This window comes from Pseudomonas sp. FP1740 (assembly GCF_030687165.1).
Lineage (GTDB): Bacteria > Pseudomonadota > Gammaproteobacteria > Pseudomonadales > Pseudomonadaceae > Aquipseudomonas.
This window is the reverse complement of sequence record NZ_CP117461.1, coordinates 2,028,425-2,045,929: the sequence shown is the minus strand read 5'-3', so window position 1 is coordinate 2,045,929 and position 17,505 is coordinate 2,028,425. Positions and strand designations below refer to the sequence as shown.

Here is a 17,505-nt window from a genome sequence, read left to right as displayed (position 1 = left end):
CAGCCGTCCGCCAGCGCTGGCGCCATAAAACCACCGTGCTAGAATGCCGCCCGCATTTGCTTGTCATCTGCATTGCCTGTCATGAAAAAAGGATAGGCATACGAGGGAGCTTGTGCAGCAATGCCAGGGCCTTGAATTGAAGAACGGACCGCTGCGCATCAGGATTTATGAGACTCAAGCTCTTCACCACATTTCTTTGTCTTCTTGGCCTGTCAGGTTTTGCCGCGGCAGGGGAAAAGACTGTGTACGGCCTCAATGAGTACGCGTCGCTGGACGGCATCAACCTGGAAGTTGCCGCCAAACTCGACACCGGGGCGAAAACCGCCTCGCTGAGCGCCCGCGACATCAAACGTTTCAAACGCAATGGCGAATCCTGGGTGCGCTTCTATCTGGCCATCGACGCCGCGCATTCGCACCCGATCGAACGACCGCTGGCCCGTGTCAGCAAGATCAAGCGCCGGGCCGGTGACTACGACCCGGAAGAAGGCAAGAAGTACACCGCCCGTCCGGTCATCGAGCTGGATATCTGCATGGGGTCGGCTTTACGCAGTATTGAAGTGAACCTGACCGACCGCAGTGCCTTCCAATACCCGCTCTTGATCGGCTCCGAGGCGCTCAAACGCTTCGATGCGCTGGTTGACCCAAGTCTTAAATACGCTGCTGGCAAACCTGCCTGCGCCACCGACGCACATACCGCAGAGTAATTCCAATGCGCTCTCTTACCCTCCATCTGAAATTGCTGATCGCCATCCTGGTGGTGCTGGGCATTTCAGTTACGGCCTATCAGATTTTCGTGCTCGGTATTCCGGTGACTGAAGATGCCACCGATGACTTGTGGAATATCGACGCCAAGGTCGAGTTCGTCGCCAACGCCAAAGACCCGATCAAGATCCAGATGTTCGTGCCGCCGCTGAGCCGCGACTACGTGAGCCTTAACGAGAGTTTCATTTCCAATAACTACGGTGTGGCAGTGAACCGTGTCGACGGCAACCGCAAGGTCACCTGGTCGGCACGTCGGGCCAAGGGCAACCAGACCCTTTATTACCGCCTGGTGCTGACCAAGCGCTACAGCGGCGAAAAATCCAAGGTCAAAGGGGCGACCTTCCGCGACAGCATCGCCGTCGAAGGCCCGGAAAAAATCGCCGCCGAAGCCTTGCTCGCGCCGATCCGCCAGCATTCGGCCGACGTCGAAACCTTCATCGGCGAAGCCATCAAGCGTGTCAACAACCTCAACGACGACAACGTGAAACTGCTGCTGGCCGGCGATCCGTCCACCGCGAACAAAGCCAAAATCGTCGAGCTGGTTCTGTCCATCGCCCACGTGCCGGTGGAAAAGGTCCACACCATCCGCCTGGTGGCCGATCAGCCGCAAACGCCTGAACTCTGGTTGCGCAGTTTCAACGGCACCGACTGGCTGTACTTCAACCCGGAAACCGGCGAACAGGGCCTGCCCACCGACCGCTTGCTGTGGTGGACCGGCGATGAAAACCTGATCACTGTCGATGGCGGCAAGAAAGCCAACGTCACCTTCAGTCTGAACAACAGCGAAATGAACGCCATTCGCCTGGCCAAGCTGACTGACGAAAACTCCGACGCCAACTTCCTCGACTACTCGCTGTACGGCCTGCCGCTGCAAACCCAGCAGACCTTCATGATCATGGTGATGATCCCGATCGGCGTGCTGGTGATCCTGATCCTGCGCAACCTGATCGGCATCCAGACACTCGGCACCTTTACCCCGGTACTGATCGCCCTCGCCTTCCGGGAAACCCAGCTCGGCTTCGGCATCGTGCTGTTTACCATCATCACGGCGCTGGGGCTGTCGCTGCGTTCCTACCTTGAGCACTTGAAACTGCAAATGCTGCCGAGATTGTCGGTGGTACTGACCTTCGTGGTGGTGCTGATAGCCGCGATCAGCCTGTTCAGCCACAAACTCGGCCTGGAGCGCGGGTTGTCGGTGGCGCTGTTCCCGATGGTGATTCTGACCATGACCATCGAGCGCCTGTCGATCACCTGGGAAGAGCGCGGTGGCGGCCATGCCATGAAAGTGGCGATCGGCACGCTGTTCGCCGCCTCCCTGGCGCACCTGATCATGAGCGTGCCGGAGCTGGTGTACTTCGTGTTCACCTTCCCGGCGGTCCTGCTGATTCTGGTGGCTTTCATGCTGGCCATGGGTCGCTATCGCGGTTACCGCCTGACCGAACTGGTGCGTTTCAAGGCTTTCCTGAAGGAGGCTGACGCCTGATGTTCGGTCTCTGGAAGACCTGGAAAGCCCTGGAGGCCCGGGGCATCATGGGGATCAATCGGCGTAACGCCGACTACGTGCTCAAGTACAACAAGCGCAGCCTGTACCCGATCGTCGATGACAAGATCATCACCAAGGAACGCGCCATCGCCGCCGGCATCCACGTGCCGGAGCTGTACGGCGTGATCTCCACCGAGAAGGAAATCGATAACCTCAAGGAGATCATCGGCGGGCGCACCGACTTCGTGATCAAACCGGCCCAGGGCGCCGGCGGCGACGGCATCATTGTGGTTGCCGACCGGTTCGAGGGGCGCTATCGCACAGTGTCCGGCAAGATCATTGACCATGAGGAACTCGAGCACCATATCTCGAGCATCCTCACCGGCCTGTATTCCCTGGGCGGGCACCGCGACCGTGCGCTGATCGAATACCGCGTGACCCCAGACCAGATCTTCAAAAGCATCAGCTATGAAGGTGTGCCGGACATCCGCATCATCGTGCTGATGGGTTATCCGGTGATGGCCATGTTGCGGCTGCCGACCCGCCAGTCCGGCGGCAAGGCCAACCTGCACCAGGGCGCCATCGGCGTCGGTGTCGACCTGGCCACCGGCCTGACATTGCGCGGCACCTGGCTGAACAACATCATCAACAAACACCCGGACACCACCAACGCGGTAGACGGCGTGCAACTGCCCTACTGGGACGGTTTCATGAAACTGGCCGCCGGCTGTTACGAGTTGTGCGGGCTGGGCTACATCGGTGTCGACATGGTGCTCGACCAGGAGAAAGGGCCGCTGATTCTTGAGCTCAATGCCCGGCCTGGGTTGAACATTCAGATCGCCAACGATTGCGGGCTGACGTCCCGTACCCACGCGGTCGAGGCGCGACTCGAAGAGCTGAAGGCGCGCGGGATCACTGAAACGGCGCAGGAGCGTGTGGCGTTCGTTCAGGAATTGTTTGGGCATATTCCGGCGGTTGAGGGCTGACCCCTCTGGCTCTTTGTGGCGAGGGAGCTTGTTCCCTCGCCACAGGCAAACTTCCCTCGCCGCAGATGTATCTCTTGCCGACATCCCCTCTAGGAGCAAATCCTGCAGAGGACTACAATCGCTCCCCCGCCTCGTTGGCTGATCTGCCCCGCCCATGTTGACCTGTTCCGTACACCCGCTGCCCTATCGCGCCAACCCTGCCGAGTACTTCACGGCGATTCGTCATGCCCCCGGTGCCGTGCTGCTCGACAGCGGCCGGCCGAGTGCCGAACGCGGGCGTTTTGACCTGCTCAGCGCCTGGCCGCTGGAGCAACTGGCCGTGTTGCCGGATGAAAGCGGCAGCCATTTCCTGCAACGCCTTCGCAAGAACCTTACACGGCTCGGTGAAGCAACCGTCCCTGACGACTTACCCTTCGCCGGCGGCCTGATCGGCTACCTGAGCTACGACTTCGGCCGGCATCTGGAGAACCTGCCGAGCCAGGCGCGGGACGATCTGCAATTGCCCGACGCGCGCTTCGGGCTGTATGACTGGGCGCTGATCAGCGATCACCATCTGGCTACCAGCCAATTGGTGTTCCACCCGACGCTGATCGATAGCGAGCGACAACGGCTGATCGAACTGTTCACTCAACCGGCGCCTCATAAAATCCAGCCGTTCAAGCTGGACGGCCCGATGAGTGCCGACCTGAGCGCTGACGACTATCGGCAAGCCTTCGAACGCATTCAGCAGTACATCCAGGCTGGCGACTGCTATCAGGTCAACTTCGCCCAGCGCTTTCGCGCCCAATGCCAGGGCGATCCGTGGGCAGCCTATTGCGCGCTGCGGGCGGCTTGCCCGACACCGTTTTCCGGCTTCCAGAGCCTGCCCGACGGCGACGCGGTGCTGAGCCTGTCGCCGGAGCGCTTTGTCAAAGTCAGCGAGCGCCACGTCGAAACCCGCCCGATCAAAGGCACTCGCCCCCGCGGGCTGACCGCTGCCGAAGATGCGGCGAACGCCGCCGAACTGCTGGCCAGCCCCAAGGACCGCGCGGAAAACCTGATGATCGTCGACTTGCTGCGCAACGATCTGGGTCGTACCTGCCGCATCGGTTCGGTACGGGTGCCGGAGCTGTTCAGCCTGGAAAGCTATCCGAACGTGCATCACCTGGTGAGCAGCGTTACCGGTGAACTGGCGGATGACAAGGATGCGCTGGATCTGATCGCCGGCAGCTTCCCCGGCGGCTCGATTACCGGCGCGCCAAAAATTCGCGCCATGCAGATCATCGATGAACTGGAACCGACCCGTCGCGGGTTGTATTGCGGTTCATTGCTGTATCTGGACGTACGCGGGGAGATGGACAGTTCCATCGCCATTCGCAGCTTGCTGGTCAAGGACGGGCAGGTGTGCTGCTGGGGGGGTGGCGGGATCGTCGCGGATTCGGATTGGCAGGCGGAGTATCAGGAATCGATTACCAAGGTGAAGGTGCTGCTCGATACGTTGCAGAACCTCTGATACCGCACTTTTATGTGGCGAGGGAGCTTGCTCCCGCTGGGCCGGGCTGGCGCTCCAGTGCGAAGCGCCCCCCAAACCAGACACCGCATATCGTCAGATATAACGCATGCGACTGCTGCGCAGCCGAGCGGGAGCAAGCTCCCTCGCCACAGATCGGGTTTACAAGCTCAGATTGCGATTCGAAGCCTTGATGAATTCCTGCTTCAACTCGGCAAAGCTGTGCACCGCCGGGAACTGCGGGAACTCACGAATCACATTGTCCGGCGCATGGAACAGGATCCCGGCATCCGCCTCGCCCAACATCGTGGTGTCGTTGTAGGAATCGCCCGCGGCGATCACCCGGTAGTAAAGGCTCTTGAGCGCCAATACCGACTGACGCTTGGGATCTTTCTGACGCAACTGATAGCCCGTGACCCGACCGGCATCGTCAGTAATCAGACGATGGCAAAGTAACGTCGGGAAGCCCAGTTGACGCATCAGCGGCTGGGAAAATTCGTAAAAGGTGTCCGACAGAATCACCACCTGAAAGCGCTCACGCAGCCAGTCGACAAATTCACTGGCGCCTTCCAGAGGCTTGAGCGTAGCGATCACTTCCTGAATGTCGGAGAGCTTCAGGCCATGCTCGTCGAGAATCCGCAGGCGCTGCTTCATCAACACGTCGTAGTCGGGAATGTCCCGAGTGGTGGCCCGGAGGGACTCGATCCCGGTTTTTTCGGCAAAGGCGATCCAGATTTCCGGGACCAGCACACCTTCAAGATCCAGACAGGCAATTTCCACAAGACACTCCCATTAGTATTATTTATGAGTCGAGCGAGCAAAAGGACTGCCGAACTCTAGCGACTCGTCCCCCTCTGTGCAACGCAGAGGACGCGCCAGCCGCCGCAGGATTTTGTTACCATCGACGCATATAGAGCGCCCAGCGCCACCGACCTGTAGGAAGCCGCCCTGATGAGCCCATCGTTCGATGTCGTGGAACTCGCCACGACCTATGCCAACAAATCCGCCCAGGACATCCTGAAACTCGCGTTCGCCGAGTTCGGCGATGACCTGTGGATATCTTTCAGCGGCGCCGAGGATGTGGTGCTGGTGGACATGGCCTGGAAGCTGAACAAGAACGTCAAAGTGTTCAGCCTCGACACCGGCCGCTTGCATCCCGAGACCTACCGCTTCATCGAGCAGGTGCGCGAGCACTACAAGATCGATATCGAAGTGGTGTCGCCGGACTACAGCAAGCTCGAGCCTTTCGTGAAGGAAAAAGGCCTGTTCAGTTTCTACAAGGATGGCCATGGCGAGTGCTGCGGCATTCGCAAGATCGAGCCGCTGCGTCGCAAACTGTCTGGCGTGACCGCCTGGGCCACCGGCCAGCGTCGGGACCAGAGCCCGGGCACCCGCAGCGCCGTCGCGGTGCTGGAAATCGACACCGCGTTTTCCACCCCGGAACGTACCCTGTACAAGTTCAACCCGTTGGCACAGATGACCAGCGAAGAGATCTGGGGTTACATCCGCATGCTGGAGCTGCCGTACAACAGCCTGCATGAACGCGGATTCATCAGCATTGGTTGCGAGCCTTGCACCCGTCCGGTGCTGCCGAACCAGCATGAGCGCGAAGGTCGTTGGTGGTGGGAAGAAGCCACGCAGAAAGAATGCGGGCTGCATGCCGGGAACATCATCAGCAAGTCCAAAGCTTAAAAGATCGCAGCCCGTAGCAGCTCCTGCAGGAGCTGGCGAAGCCTGTGATCGTTTACTTTAAAAATGTGTACACAGAAATGTCACCAGAAGTGCCATATCTGTGTGCACTTTTAGTTTCAGCGCCCCAAAAAGTTACATTCCCCTATCCTGACTTCCTCAGTCGAACACTCCGACAAAACCCCATCCAAAATAAATACCTGTTCAATTGGTCAATTTATATCGTCTTTTTTTCAACTACTTATCTTCAATCAATAACAAAACGAAATTAGCCTTAAATTTTATAGATCACCGACTGGCACACATCTGGCTTAAGTGAACACATGCTTTGTATACAATAAATACAAAAACATACACACACTTTAGATCCGCAAGCCTGAAGCGCCCTATCCCGTACAGGCTGCAGATGCCCCGTAACCAATGATGCTCTCCCACCCGCGACGAAGATTTGTCGAGCCCACGCTCATGCACAGTCATCGCGGCAACGAGCTTCAGGAGCCTGCCGGAATGCGTACTAGCCTCCCCAATAACAATATTGCGCTGGATCTGCCCTCTCCTCTTTCTACCTCCGTGATTCACGATCATACGTTTCAACCACCCGTCGTGCTCAGCCCCCGCTTGCACAATAAGGATCTTGCACCGACCAAGGCCGAAGGTCGGCGCTGGGGTCGTTACAGCATCTTTGCCCTGTGGACAAACGATGTGCACAACATTGCCAACTACTCTTTCGCCATTGGCTTGTACGCGTTGGGCCTGGGCGGCTGGCAGATTCTGTTGTCCCTGGGAATCGGTGCAGCGATGGTGTATAGCTTCATGAACCTTTCCGGTTACATGGGCCAGAAAACCGGTGTGCCGTTTCCGGTGATCAGCCGCATCAGTTTCGGCATCCACGGGGCGCAGATTCCCGCATTGATTCGCGCCGTTATCGCCATTGCCTGGTTCGGGATTCAGACGTACCTGGCTTCGGTGGTCTTTCGCGTATTGCTGACGGCGGTGCATCCCGGGCTCGCCGATTACGACCACAATTCGATACTCGGGCTGTCGAGCCTGGGCTGGGTGTGTTTCGTGGCGATCTGGTTCGTGCAGTTGGCGATCCTGGCCTATGGCATGGAAATGGTGCGACGCTACGAGGCGTTTGCCGGCCCGGTGATTTTGTTGACCGTCGCCGCCCTCGCCGGCTGGATGTACTTCCAGGCCAACGCCACCATCGCCTGGTCGATTCGTGAACCGCTGAGTGGCGGTGAGATGTGGCGCAATATCTTTGCCGGCGGCGCCTTGTGGCTGTCGATCTACGGCACGCTAATCCTCAATTTCTGCGACTTCGCCCGCTCTTCTCCCTGCCGCAAGACCATCCGGGTCGGAAATTTCTGGGGCCTGCCCGTCAACATTCTGGTATTTGCCGCAATCACGGTCCTGCTGTGCGGCGCGCAATTTCAGATCAATGGCCGGATCATCGAAAGCCCGACCGAGATCATCGCGTCGATTCCCAACACCTTCTTTCTGGTACTCGGTTGCCTGGCGTTCCTGATTGTCACCGTGGCGGTGAACATCATGGCCAACTTCGTCGCCCCGGCCTTTGTCCTGAGCAACCTTGCGCCCAAATACCTGACCTTCCGCCGCGCCGGGCTGATCAGCGCGACCATCGCGGTGCTGATCCTGCCGTGGAACCTCTACAACAGCCCGCTGGTGATCGTGTATTTCCTGTCTGGCCTCGGCGCCCTGCTCGGCCCGTTGTACGGGGTGATCATGGTCGACTACTGGCAGGTACGAAAAGGCCGGATCAACGTGCCGCAGTTGTACAGCGAAGATCCCGATGGCGATTATTACTACAGCCGAGGGGTCAATTTGCGCGCCGTGGCGGCGTTCATTCCGGCAGCCTTGATCGCCATTGTCCTGGCCCTGGTGCCAGGTTTCGACAGTGTCTCGCCATTCTCCTGGCTGATTGGCGCCGGGATTGCAGGGATGCTCTACCTGATCATCGCCAAACGGCAGCCTTACTACGCCGATGTCAGCGGTGAAGCCATCGCGGTCGATAACGTCAGCCATTAATCCTCTTGGCGGCCCGGTGACATCGGGCCGCAAACCACCTCGCTATAAGGACCTCCCATGCGAATTCTCGTGGTCAACGTCAACACCACCGAATCCATTACCCAGGCCATCGCCCGCCAAGCGCAATCCGTGGCCGCGCCCGGCACGGAAATCATTGGCCTGACCCCGCATTTCGGCGCCGACTCCATTGAAGGCAATTTCGAAAGCTACCTGGCCGCCATCGCCGTGATGGACCGGGTCATGTCCTACGATCAGCCCTTCGATGCGGTGATCCAGGCCGGTTATGGCGAGCACGGTCGCGAAGGTTTGCAAGAGTTGCTCAACGTGCCGGTGGTGGACATCACCGACGCCGGCGCCAGCACCGCGATGTTCCTCGGCCATGCCTACTCGGTGGTCACTACCCTGGACCGCACCGTGCCGCTGATCGAGGATCGCCTCAAACTCTCCGGGCTCTGGGATCGTTGTGCGTCGGTGCGGGCCAGTGGGTTGGCGGTGCTGGAGCTGGAGTCCGATCCAGAGCGTGCGCTGGAGGCGATTGTCCGCCAGGCGGAACTGGCGGTGAGCGAGGACAAGGCCGAGGTGATTTGCCTGGGCTGTGGCGGCATGGTCGGGCTGGATGAACAGATTCGTCAGCGCACCGGCGTACCGGTGGTGGATGGCGTGACGGCGGCGGTGACCATTGCCGAATCCCTGGTGCGGTTGGGGTTGTCGACGTCGAAAGTACGGACGTATGCGACGCCGCGGCCGAAGAACATTATGGGTTGGCCGGGACGGTTTGGGCGGTAGACCGCATTATCGATCTTCGCGGGCAAGCCACGCTCTCACAGGCTTTTGCATCATTCCGTGGGAGCGTGGCTTGCCCGCGATGGCCTCCCCTCGGTCCCAAGCCGGGCTCAAACTGCACTGAACCGCTGCCCCAACCCCTGCTCGGCAAACTGTTCAATGATGAAGTCGACAAACGCCCGGGTCTTGCCCGGCAGCAGTTTGTGCTCGGCGTAATAGATGGAGATGTTGCCATCGTCGACGTACCAGTCGGGCAACACCCGATGCAAGGTTCCGGCGTCCAGATAGCCCACGGCAAATGGCATGCTCACCAATGCAATGCCCAAATCCTGGGCCGCCGCAGCGCAGGCCGCTTCCGAATCGCTCATGGTCATCCGCGCCTTGAGCGTCAGCGGGCTGTGTTGCCGGTTGCGACAGGTCAACTGCCAGGAACGCACACGCCCCGTCTGCGGCGACCGTATCAGGATGCCATCGTGGCGCTGGAGGTCGTCGGGTTCGACGATCGCCTCGTGCATTGCCAGATACCCGGTTGAAGCCACCAGCACCCGATGGGCGGGCGTCAGCTTGCGCGCCACCACGCCCTGGGGCAGTTCGAATCCACCGCCAATCGCCGCATCGACCCCCTGGCCGATCAGGTCGACCTGACGGTTGTCGAAATGCCAGTCGGGATTGATCGCCGGAAAGCGCCGCAAAAACTCTCCGAGCAATGGCACGATGTACAAACGCCCGAACACCGTACCCATGCTGACCTTCAGCGTTCCCGCCGGACGTCCTTCGGCGCTGGCCAGGTTGGCCACGGCATTCTGGATCGTGTGCAAGCTGGCGCTGACTTCGCCGAGAAACAACTGACCGGCCTCGGTCAGCGTCAAGCTACGCGTGCTGCGCTGGAACAGCCGCACACCAAGTCGCGCCTCCAGCTTGGCGACGCTCTTGCCCACCGCAGCAGGTGTCAGACTCAAGCGTCGCGCAGCCTCGGCGAAGCTGCCGACCTCAGCGCTGCGCACGAAGCATTCGATACTGCTGAAGGTTTCCATAAGCGCCACTATAAACTTCTGGTTTACACAGACTATAGCAATCACGGTCTACCCGCCGGGTAATGCGAAGCCGATACTCGACTCCGACAACAAGGCAGCCTGCCTTGAACTTCTGGAGATCGACATGACCACTCAACACCTCAGCGGTAAAGTAGCTCTGATTCAAGGCGGTTCACGCGGTATCGGTGCTGCCATCGTCAAACGCCTGGCCGCAGAAGGCGCAGCCGTCGCCTTCACCTATGTCAGCTCTACCGCCAAAGCCGAAGACCTGCAAAACAGCATCATCTCCGCTGGCGGCAAAGCCCTGGCCATCAAGGCCGACAGCGCCGATGCCGTTGCTATTCGCAATGCCGTCAACGCCACCGTCGAGGCCTTCGGCCGCCTGGACATTCTGGTCAACAACGCGGGTGTCCTGGCCATCGCACCGCTGGAAGACTTCAAACTCGAAGACTTCGACCAGACCCTGGCCATCAACGTACGCAGTGTGTTCATCGCCACCCAGGAAGCCGCCCGCCACATGACCGAAGGCGGTCGCATCATCAACATCGGTAGCACCAATGCCGAGCGCATGCCCTTCGCCGGTGGTGGCCCGTACGCCATGAGCAAATCGGCGCTGGTCGGCCTGACCAAAGGCCTGGCTCGCGACCTCGGCCCACGGGGCATCACCATCAACAACGTGCAACCGGGCCCGGTCGACACTGACATGAACCCCGCCAGCGGCGACTTCGCTGATAGCCTGATCCCGCTGATGGCTGTGGGTCGTTACGGCAACGTGGAAGAAATCGCCAGCTTCGTCGCTTATCTCGCAGGTCCCGAAGCTGGCTACATCACCGGTGCCAGCCTGACCATCGATGGTGGTTTCGGCGCCTGATACACCGCTCGACTGAAACAAAAACGCCGGCAATCAATTGCCGGCGTTCTTTTGTGTCAGGGATTATCGAATGGTCAGTTCCATTCAAGCGCCGGCAAGCCACATGCACTGGGCTTGAACGCCTTCAACGTACGAAGAATGCCATCGGCGTGTGCGTACTTTTCGTCGGCCATCGCCGCATCCGGGACTGCAATCGCCGTCATTCCTGCCGCTTTGGCTGCAGTGACGCCGAACGGCGAATCCTCGAATACCAGGCAATCCCGGGGCGCGACCCCAAGGCGTCGCGCCGCCGTCAGGAAAATATCCGGCGCCGGTTTCGCCGCACCCACTTCCGGGTCGTCAGCGGTGACAATGAAGTCAAACAGCGCGAACCAGTCGCGGTGCAAAGTGGTTTTCTGACCAAACGACTGACGCGAAGAACTGGTGCCCACCGCGATAGGAATGTTGTTGGCTTTCAAGTGCCGAACCAGTTCCTCCGCGCCGGGCATCGCCGGCGCCGTCGGAAAACGCTCGCGCATCAAGGGCTCGCGGATCACCAGAAACTCTTCGGCGGTGATCGGCAAGTCCAGCGCCTCGACCACATAGCGCGCCAGATCACCCGCGCCACGGCCGATGATGTTCTGTTTGACGCTCCAGTCGAAGGTCCGCCCATAGCGCTCGGCAATGATGGACGTGACCTCGGTGTAAATGCCCTCGGTGTCCAGCAGCAAACCGTCCATATCGAAAATCACGGCCTTGATCGGACCGAACTCATCCAAGGGTGCACTCATCGCATCTGATCCGTTTTCTCATGACATCCCAGGACGGCTCAGGTACGGCCGGATCCGTGATGGATTAAAGGGTTCAGCAGCATAGCGAGCGCGATTGGTCGAGAGCAACGGGCAATGCCTGGCGGATACAAAATCCTCTGCTGAGGGCGTCGCGATGATTTAGCGATTTCCCCTACACCAAACACCTCCTTTCCCGACTTCTTTCCTTTTTGATCCCCCGCAAAGTCTCTCGCTCCACATTGATCAGCGCGAGGGATTGCGAATGTTCGAACCTGACAAGGTCCTGGCCTTGAACAACGCCATCGGTCTGCTGGTGGTCGCCGCCATGAACCCCAAACAGCCGGATATCAAAGCGCTGCTCGGTGATTTCCGACTCTGCCTCAACGACTACGAGGCCTGGGCGGAAAACTTCTGGACCGGTGGCGCGCTGAACGTCGAGCAAGTGTTCAAGGTCGGCAACGAAGTCCGGCTCAGCGCACCGAAGGACTCCACAGTCCCTGTCAGTTCGACACTCGCCATGTGCCCGGCCAGCGGTCCGTTGACCCTGGTGCATATGTTTGAAGCCGCGCGTTTCGTGCCAATCGGCGATACACCGGTGATGCTCGAGCCGGCTATCTCGCAGCGCAATGGTGAGCTGACGTTCGGTGAGCCTGTCCACGCAACCATCGGCCCCAGCGGTATTCTCGAAATCCCCGAATGCTGGCGCGGCCATCGCTATCGCATCACCTTCTTTCCCAATGTCACCACTGAACACGTCAAAGCGCTCTACGCCTCCTATCAGGGCGTGATCGGCGAGCTGGAAGGCTGGTTGCGCAACGAATGGACGAACGAGTTCGAGCCCTTATGGGCAGATTTTTCCAAAGCAGGTTTCACCCAACGCTACGGCCTGCTGCAACAGGCTGACTGGCACAGTTTCGAGCGTTCGCTGCACGGCTTGTGGGATGACGTGAAGCAGGTCTACGCCCTGGTGGCGGACCTGCAAGGCAGCAGCGAAAAACTCCTTGAGTACCTGACACAAGGCGAGCTTGAGACGCTGCTGAACGCTTCGGCTGAAACCATTGCCAATGTGTTGCTGATGCTGAGCGATGAGCCGTTGATGTTCATCCATCTCGCCGCCTTCACCAGTTGGCTGAGGATGTTGCCGCCGCAGTACATCGCCGAAGTCGTGGCACAAATTCGTACGGAAATACTGATCAGCTTCCTGCTGATGTGCCTCACCGGTCCTACGGGGCTGAAGCTCGGCATGAGCGCCAGAGTTCTGGACAAAATCAAGTCCCAAAGGGCTCGGCAGTGGTTGGCGGCGGCCAGTTTGCGACTGGCTGAACTGACAGCCAACTCCAACCTGACAGCCCACGCTGGCGCGCTCAAACCGCTCATGGTCAACGCGCGCAATGCACCGCTGAAACCTGCACCGACGGTTCCGCTAAAAATCAGTCCCGGCGACGCACCCGTTGTGCGGGTGGACAATCCGGTCGCCATTGCTCGCGACAAGTCCACAGCCATGACCCGGCTAGGCCGTCACGAACCTCACGACGACGTACCGAATCAAGCGAAAAACCCCAACGGCGACAGCGCCACGTGCGTGCCGTCTACCTGCAAAAACGGCTGCCCGGTGTCGATGGTCACCGGCGAAGAACTGCTGACCCTCACCGACGGCTCGCTGGACGGCCTCCTGCCGTTCGACTTCACCCGCCTCTATCGCACCAGCGCCGCCGAGATCGACTGCGGCCTCGGTTTTGGCTGGAGTCATTCGCTCGCCCATCGGCTGGAGATCGAGGGTGATCAGGTCATCTGGATCGACCACGAAAACCGCCGTACCCCCTTCCCGCTGCCCAGTGCCCAACGCCCGGCGATCCATAACAGCCTCTCGCGCGCGGCGATTTATCTGGGCAATGCACCCGAAGAACTGATCCTCGCCCAGGCTGGCGACGACACGCGTTTCTACCACTTTCACAATGGCTGTCTGACGGCGATCAGCGATGCCTACGACAACCGCCTGCGCATCACCCGCGACCGCCAGGAGCGCATCCAGCGCCTCGACAACGGTGCCGGGCGTTCATTGTTGTTTTGCTACGAACGCAGGCACCTTGTGGCCGTCGAATACCAGTCGTTTCACTCCGGCGATGTCCCGGGTGAAGCCTGGCGTACAGAGCAGACACTGGTTTCCTATCGCTACGACGCCCGCCAACGCTTGATTGCGGCGACCAATGCCGCCGGGGAAAGCGAGCGCTACGACTACGACGACCACCACGTAATTTTGCAGCGGCAACTGGCCGGCGGCGCGAGTTTCTTCTGGGAGTGGCAACGGTCCGGCAAGGCGGCCAGATGTATTCGCCACTGGGCGTCGTTTTCACAGATGGACACGCGCTATGTCTGGGATGACCAGGGCAGCGTCACGGTCCAGAACATCGACGGCAGCGAAGAGGTTTACGTCCACGACGACCGGGCGCGGCTGGTGCGCCGGGTTGAGCTCAATGGCGGCGAACAGCTCAAGGCCTATGACGAGCAGGGCCGGTTGGTGGCTGAGCAGGATCCTCTGGGGGCCGTCACCGAATACCGCTACGACGACGTCGGACGCTTGGTGGCGTTGATTCCACCGGAAGACGAGCCGACGGCCTACGAGTATCGCCACGGTTTCCTGCATGCGCGCTATCGCGGTCAGGCGGTGTGGAAATACCAGCGCAATACCCAGGGCGATGTCACCGAGGCCACCGATCCCGACGGCCAGGTCACTCATTATCACTACGACCCTCAGGGGCGTTTGCTGTCGATCCGCTACCCGGACACCAGTCGGCATGTCTTTGTCTGGAATGCCTTGGGGCAGTTGCTTGAGGAAACCCTGCCGGACGCTGGGCAACGACGTTTTTCCTACGATGCGCTGGGGCGGCAGACGACTCGTCAGGACGAACACGGTGCGCTCACTCAGTACCAATGGGACGCCGTTGGCCGACTGACCCAGACGACGTTGCCTACCGGTGCCACTCGCGCCTTCAGCTACAACGCCTACGGCAAGATCACCGCCGAACGCGACGAACTGGGCCGCGTCACCCGTTACGAATACATCGACGATTTGCACCTGGTCAGCCGCCGGATCAATCCCGACGGCACCCAGCTCAAGTACCGCTATAACAATGCGCAGCTGCTGCTCACGGAAATCGAAAGCGAATCCGGCGAACACTATCGGCTGGACTACACGCCCAGCGGCCTGATCCGACAGGAAACCGGCTTCGACGGCCGTCGTACCGCGTACGCCTACGATCTCAATGGCCACCTGCTGGAGAAAACCGAGTTCGGTGATGACGGCTCGCAGCTGGTCACCGGCTATCAACGGGACTCGGCCGGACGCCTGTTGGTCAAGACCCTGCCCGACGGGACTCAGGTCGCGTACCGCTACGACTCGCTGGGCCGACTGACCAGCGTCGACGACGGTCACGATCATCCGCTGGAGTTCGGGTACGACCAGCAGGACCGCCTGATCACCGAACACCAGGGCTGGGGAACCTTGCGTTATGGCTACGACGCCTGCGGCCAGCTCAACCGCCTGCGCCTGCCGGACGGCAGCAAACTCGATTATCACCACGCCAAGGGCGGCGCGCTGACGGCCATCGACCTCAATGGCACACGCCTCACCAGCCACCAATTTGTCTTCGGCCGCGAACAGCAGCGTCAACAGGGTCTGTTGCTCAGTGAATATGCCTACGACGAACAGGGTCGCCTGAAGGCCCACGCCGTCGGCCAACACCAATATCCGCTGTATCGCCGCGACTATGCCTACAGCCTCAACGGCAATCTCGACCACATCGCCGACACCCGCCACGGCCAGCGCAGCTACCAGTACGACGCGCTGAATCGGCTGATCCGCGTGCGCCACTCTCGCGACCAGCCACCGGAAAGCTTCGCCCACGACCCGGCCGGCAACCTGCTGATGCAGGACCGCCCGGGCCCGGCCACCGTCAAAGGCAACCGCCTGTTGATGCATGGCGACTGCCACTTCGACTACGACGCCTTCGGCAACCTGATCCGCGAACGCCGTGGCACCGCGCAGAAACTGGTCACCGAGTACCGTTATGACTGCCAGCACCGGTTGGTCGGCGTCACCACCCCGGACGGTCGTTGCTCAACTTATCGCTATGACGCTTTCGGCCGTCGCATCGCCAAAACCGTCGACGGTAAAACCACCGAATTTTTCTGGCAGGGCGACAACCTTGTCGCTGAAAGCAGCCGCGAGCATTACCGCAGTTACGTCTACGAGCCGGGCAGCTTCCGCCCGCTGGCCATGCTCGACGGCAAAGGCCCACGCAGGGCCTGCCCGTTCTACTACCAACTCGACCACCTCGGCACCCCGCAAGAACTCACCGACTACAGCGGCGACATCATCTGGGCCGCCCGATACACCGCCTATGGCCGCCTCACCCGCCTCAACCGCGACACCCACCAGGTCCTCGATCAACCGCTGCGCTTTCAAGGGCAGTATTACGACGCGGAAACCGGCCTGCATTACAACCGGCATCGCTACTACAATCCGGATATCGGGCGGTACCTGACGCCGGACCCGAGCAAGTTGGCGGGCGGGTTAAACGGGTATCAGTACACGCGCAATCCGGCGGGTTGGGTTGATCCGTTGGGGTTGAGTGAGTGCCCTGGGGGGGATGGGTGTAAGAAGCCGTCGTTTGGGGATGAGGATCCGACGGGGAAGGTGGGGGTTGATGAGGGGGAGCCCGGAACCCCAAATCCAAAACAGGAGAACTATTATTTGTACCGTGGTGACGACCGAGAACCATGGGAAATTTTTGAGGCAGGATTTGAACCCTTGGGAGACAGTACAGATCTGTACATGCATGCATTGGATAACAGAAGCCCTCCTAGCTACTTTGTCAGCACTTCGACAAGCGAAAATGAGGCAAAAAAGTTTGCCACAGGCTACTGGTTTTCCGACGGTTATGTATATGTACTGAAAAACATTAGAGGAATCGATGTAAACAAAGAACTTGGCATGATGTCACCACATCGGCGCGAGGTTGAGATAGCGTTCCCGGGAGGAATAAAAAATCACGACATCGTCGGTGCCACCCCCGTCTATGAGGATGGTAGCTACAAGGGCTACTCAATACCCAACCCTTACAGGAAGCAACCATGAAACCTATAGAAATATTAATAAATAATCATGGGGTCGTAGAAACGGCCACAATCGAATGCGACAGAAAGAAACCGACACTCAGATTCACGATGCGAAGTGGTTTGACAAAAGTTTATACAGCCTATGACCTTTACGTATGCTTTGGCATGTTAAGAGCCGACTACCCGGAAATAAAATTTCTGTGCAAAGGTGCCAAATTAAATGTTCACCCCTCACGAATGTCCTCCCAAATGTCCAGCGGGCTAGTCGCATACGAACTTAAACTTGGAAAACCCAGTGAAGACGAGGACTTAGTACGAATTTTCGACTACGAAGACGAAAATATCACTAGCAACATTGAAGAACAAAACACCTTTTATCAAAACTGGATCGAATCACTGACAATTATAACGCCGAACAAAACCTAAAGACAGTTGCAGTTGATCATACCTAATCAATCTGACACGCGGAGC

General features: G+C 59.3%; 13 protein-coding genes. 10 read left to right on the top strand and 3 right to left on the bottom strand.

Annotated features, from left to right (window positions below):
* Positions 1–167 precede the first annotated feature (167 nt).
* The 4 genes from PSH69_RS09160 to pabB all read left to right on the top strand — a co-directional run bounded on the left by PSH69_RS09160 (position 168) and on the right by pabB (position 4,723).
* The gene (locus tag PSH69_RS09160; RefSeq protein WP_019579744.1) at positions 168–704 is read left to right on the top strand and encodes an ATP-dependent zinc protease; all 537 of its coding nucleotides are present in this window, start codon (positions 168–170) and stop codon (positions 702–704) included.
* Between the two features lie 5 nt (positions 705–709).
* A complete protein-coding gene (locus PSH69_RS09155) occupies positions 710–2,245 on the top strand; it encodes an inactive transglutaminase family protein (protein WP_305411723.1) in 1,536 nt (511 codons plus the stop codon).
* Positions 2,245–3,231, top strand: a complete 987-nt coding sequence (locus tag PSH69_RS09150; protein WP_138866058.1) for an alpha-L-glutamate ligase-like protein — start codon at positions 2,245–2,247, stop codon at positions 3,229–3,231. Before PSH69_RS09155 ends, PSH69_RS09150 begins: the two co-directional genes overlap by 1 nt.
* A gap of 154 nt (positions 3,232–3,385) precedes the next feature.
* A complete protein-coding gene (gene pabB / locus PSH69_RS09145) occupies positions 3,386–4,723 on the top strand; it encodes an aminodeoxychorismate synthase component I (RefSeq protein WP_305411722.1) in 1,338 nt (445 codons plus the stop codon).
* Positions 4,724–4,882: 159 nt separating this feature from the next.
* On the opposite strand, the gene thrH is transcribed toward pabB, so the two are convergent.
* Positions 4,883–5,500, bottom strand: a complete 618-nt coding sequence (gene thrH / locus PSH69_RS09140; RefSeq protein ID WP_305411721.1) for a bifunctional phosphoserine phosphatase/homoserine phosphotransferase ThrH — start codon at positions 5,498–5,500, stop codon at positions 4,883–4,885.
* 171 nt (positions 5,501–5,671) lie between these two features.
* Here thrH and PSH69_RS09135 point away from each other — a divergent pair, with 171 nt between their 5' ends.
* The 3 genes from PSH69_RS09135 (at position 5,672) to PSH69_RS09125 (ending at position 9,244) form a co-directional block, all read left to right on the top strand.
* The gene (locus tag PSH69_RS09135) at positions 5,672–6,412 is read left to right on the top strand and encodes a phosphoadenylyl-sulfate reductase (protein WP_007942164.1); all 741 of its coding nucleotides are present in this window, start codon (positions 5,672–5,674) and stop codon (positions 6,410–6,412) included.
* Positions 6,413–6,916: 504 nt separating this feature from the next.
* Positions 6,917–8,458: an NCS1 family nucleobase:cation symporter-1 gene (locus PSH69_RS09130; protein ID WP_305411720.1), complete on the top strand. Its 1,542-nt coding sequence runs from the start codon at positions 6,917–6,919 to the stop codon at positions 8,456–8,458.
* A 57-nt stretch (positions 8,459–8,515) separates the two neighbouring features.
* Positions 8,516–9,244 (top strand): aspartate/glutamate racemase family protein, encoded by a 729-nt coding sequence (locus PSH69_RS09125; protein ID WP_305411719.1) that lies wholly within the window; start codon positions 8,516–8,518, stop codon positions 9,242–9,244.
* Positions 9,245–9,351: 107 nt separating this feature from the next.
* Here the strand turns inward: PSH69_RS09125 and PSH69_RS09120 are convergent, their stop codons facing one another.
* On the bottom strand, positions 9,352–10,275 hold the full coding sequence (locus tag PSH69_RS09120) for a LysR family transcriptional regulator (RefSeq protein WP_305411718.1): 924 nt from the start codon (positions 10,273–10,275) through the stop codon (positions 9,352–9,354).
* A 124-nt stretch (positions 10,276–10,399) separates the two neighbouring features.
* Between PSH69_RS09120 and PSH69_RS09115 the strand changes: the two genes are divergently transcribed.
* Entirely contained in the window at positions 10,400–11,146 is a 747-nt protein-coding gene (locus tag PSH69_RS09115) for a 3-oxoacyl-ACP reductase family protein (protein WP_305411717.1), read from the top strand.
* A gap of 74 nt (positions 11,147–11,220) precedes the next feature.
* Here the strand turns inward: PSH69_RS09115 and PSH69_RS09110 are convergent, their stop codons facing one another.
* Complete coding sequence (locus tag PSH69_RS09110; RefSeq protein ID WP_305411716.1) at positions 11,221–11,916, bottom strand: HAD-IA family hydrolase; 696 nt, start codon at positions 11,914–11,916, stop codon at positions 11,221–11,223.
* 262 nt (positions 11,917–12,178) lie between these two features.
* Here PSH69_RS09110 and PSH69_RS09105 point away from each other — a divergent pair, with 262 nt between their 5' ends.
* Together PSH69_RS09105 and PSH69_RS09100 are read left to right on the top strand one after the other, a co-directional pair.
* The gene (locus PSH69_RS09105; protein ID WP_305411715.1) at positions 12,179–17,053 is read left to right on the top strand and encodes an RHS repeat-associated core domain-containing protein; all 4,875 of its coding nucleotides are present in this window, start codon (positions 12,179–12,181) and stop codon (positions 17,051–17,053) included.
* Entirely contained in the window at positions 17,050–17,460 is a 411-nt protein-coding gene (locus PSH69_RS09100; protein WP_105339635.1) for a hypothetical protein, read from the top strand. The genes PSH69_RS09105 and PSH69_RS09100 overlap by 4 nt, the downstream gene beginning before the upstream one ends.
* The last annotated feature ends 45 nt before the right edge of the window (positions 17,461–17,505 follow it).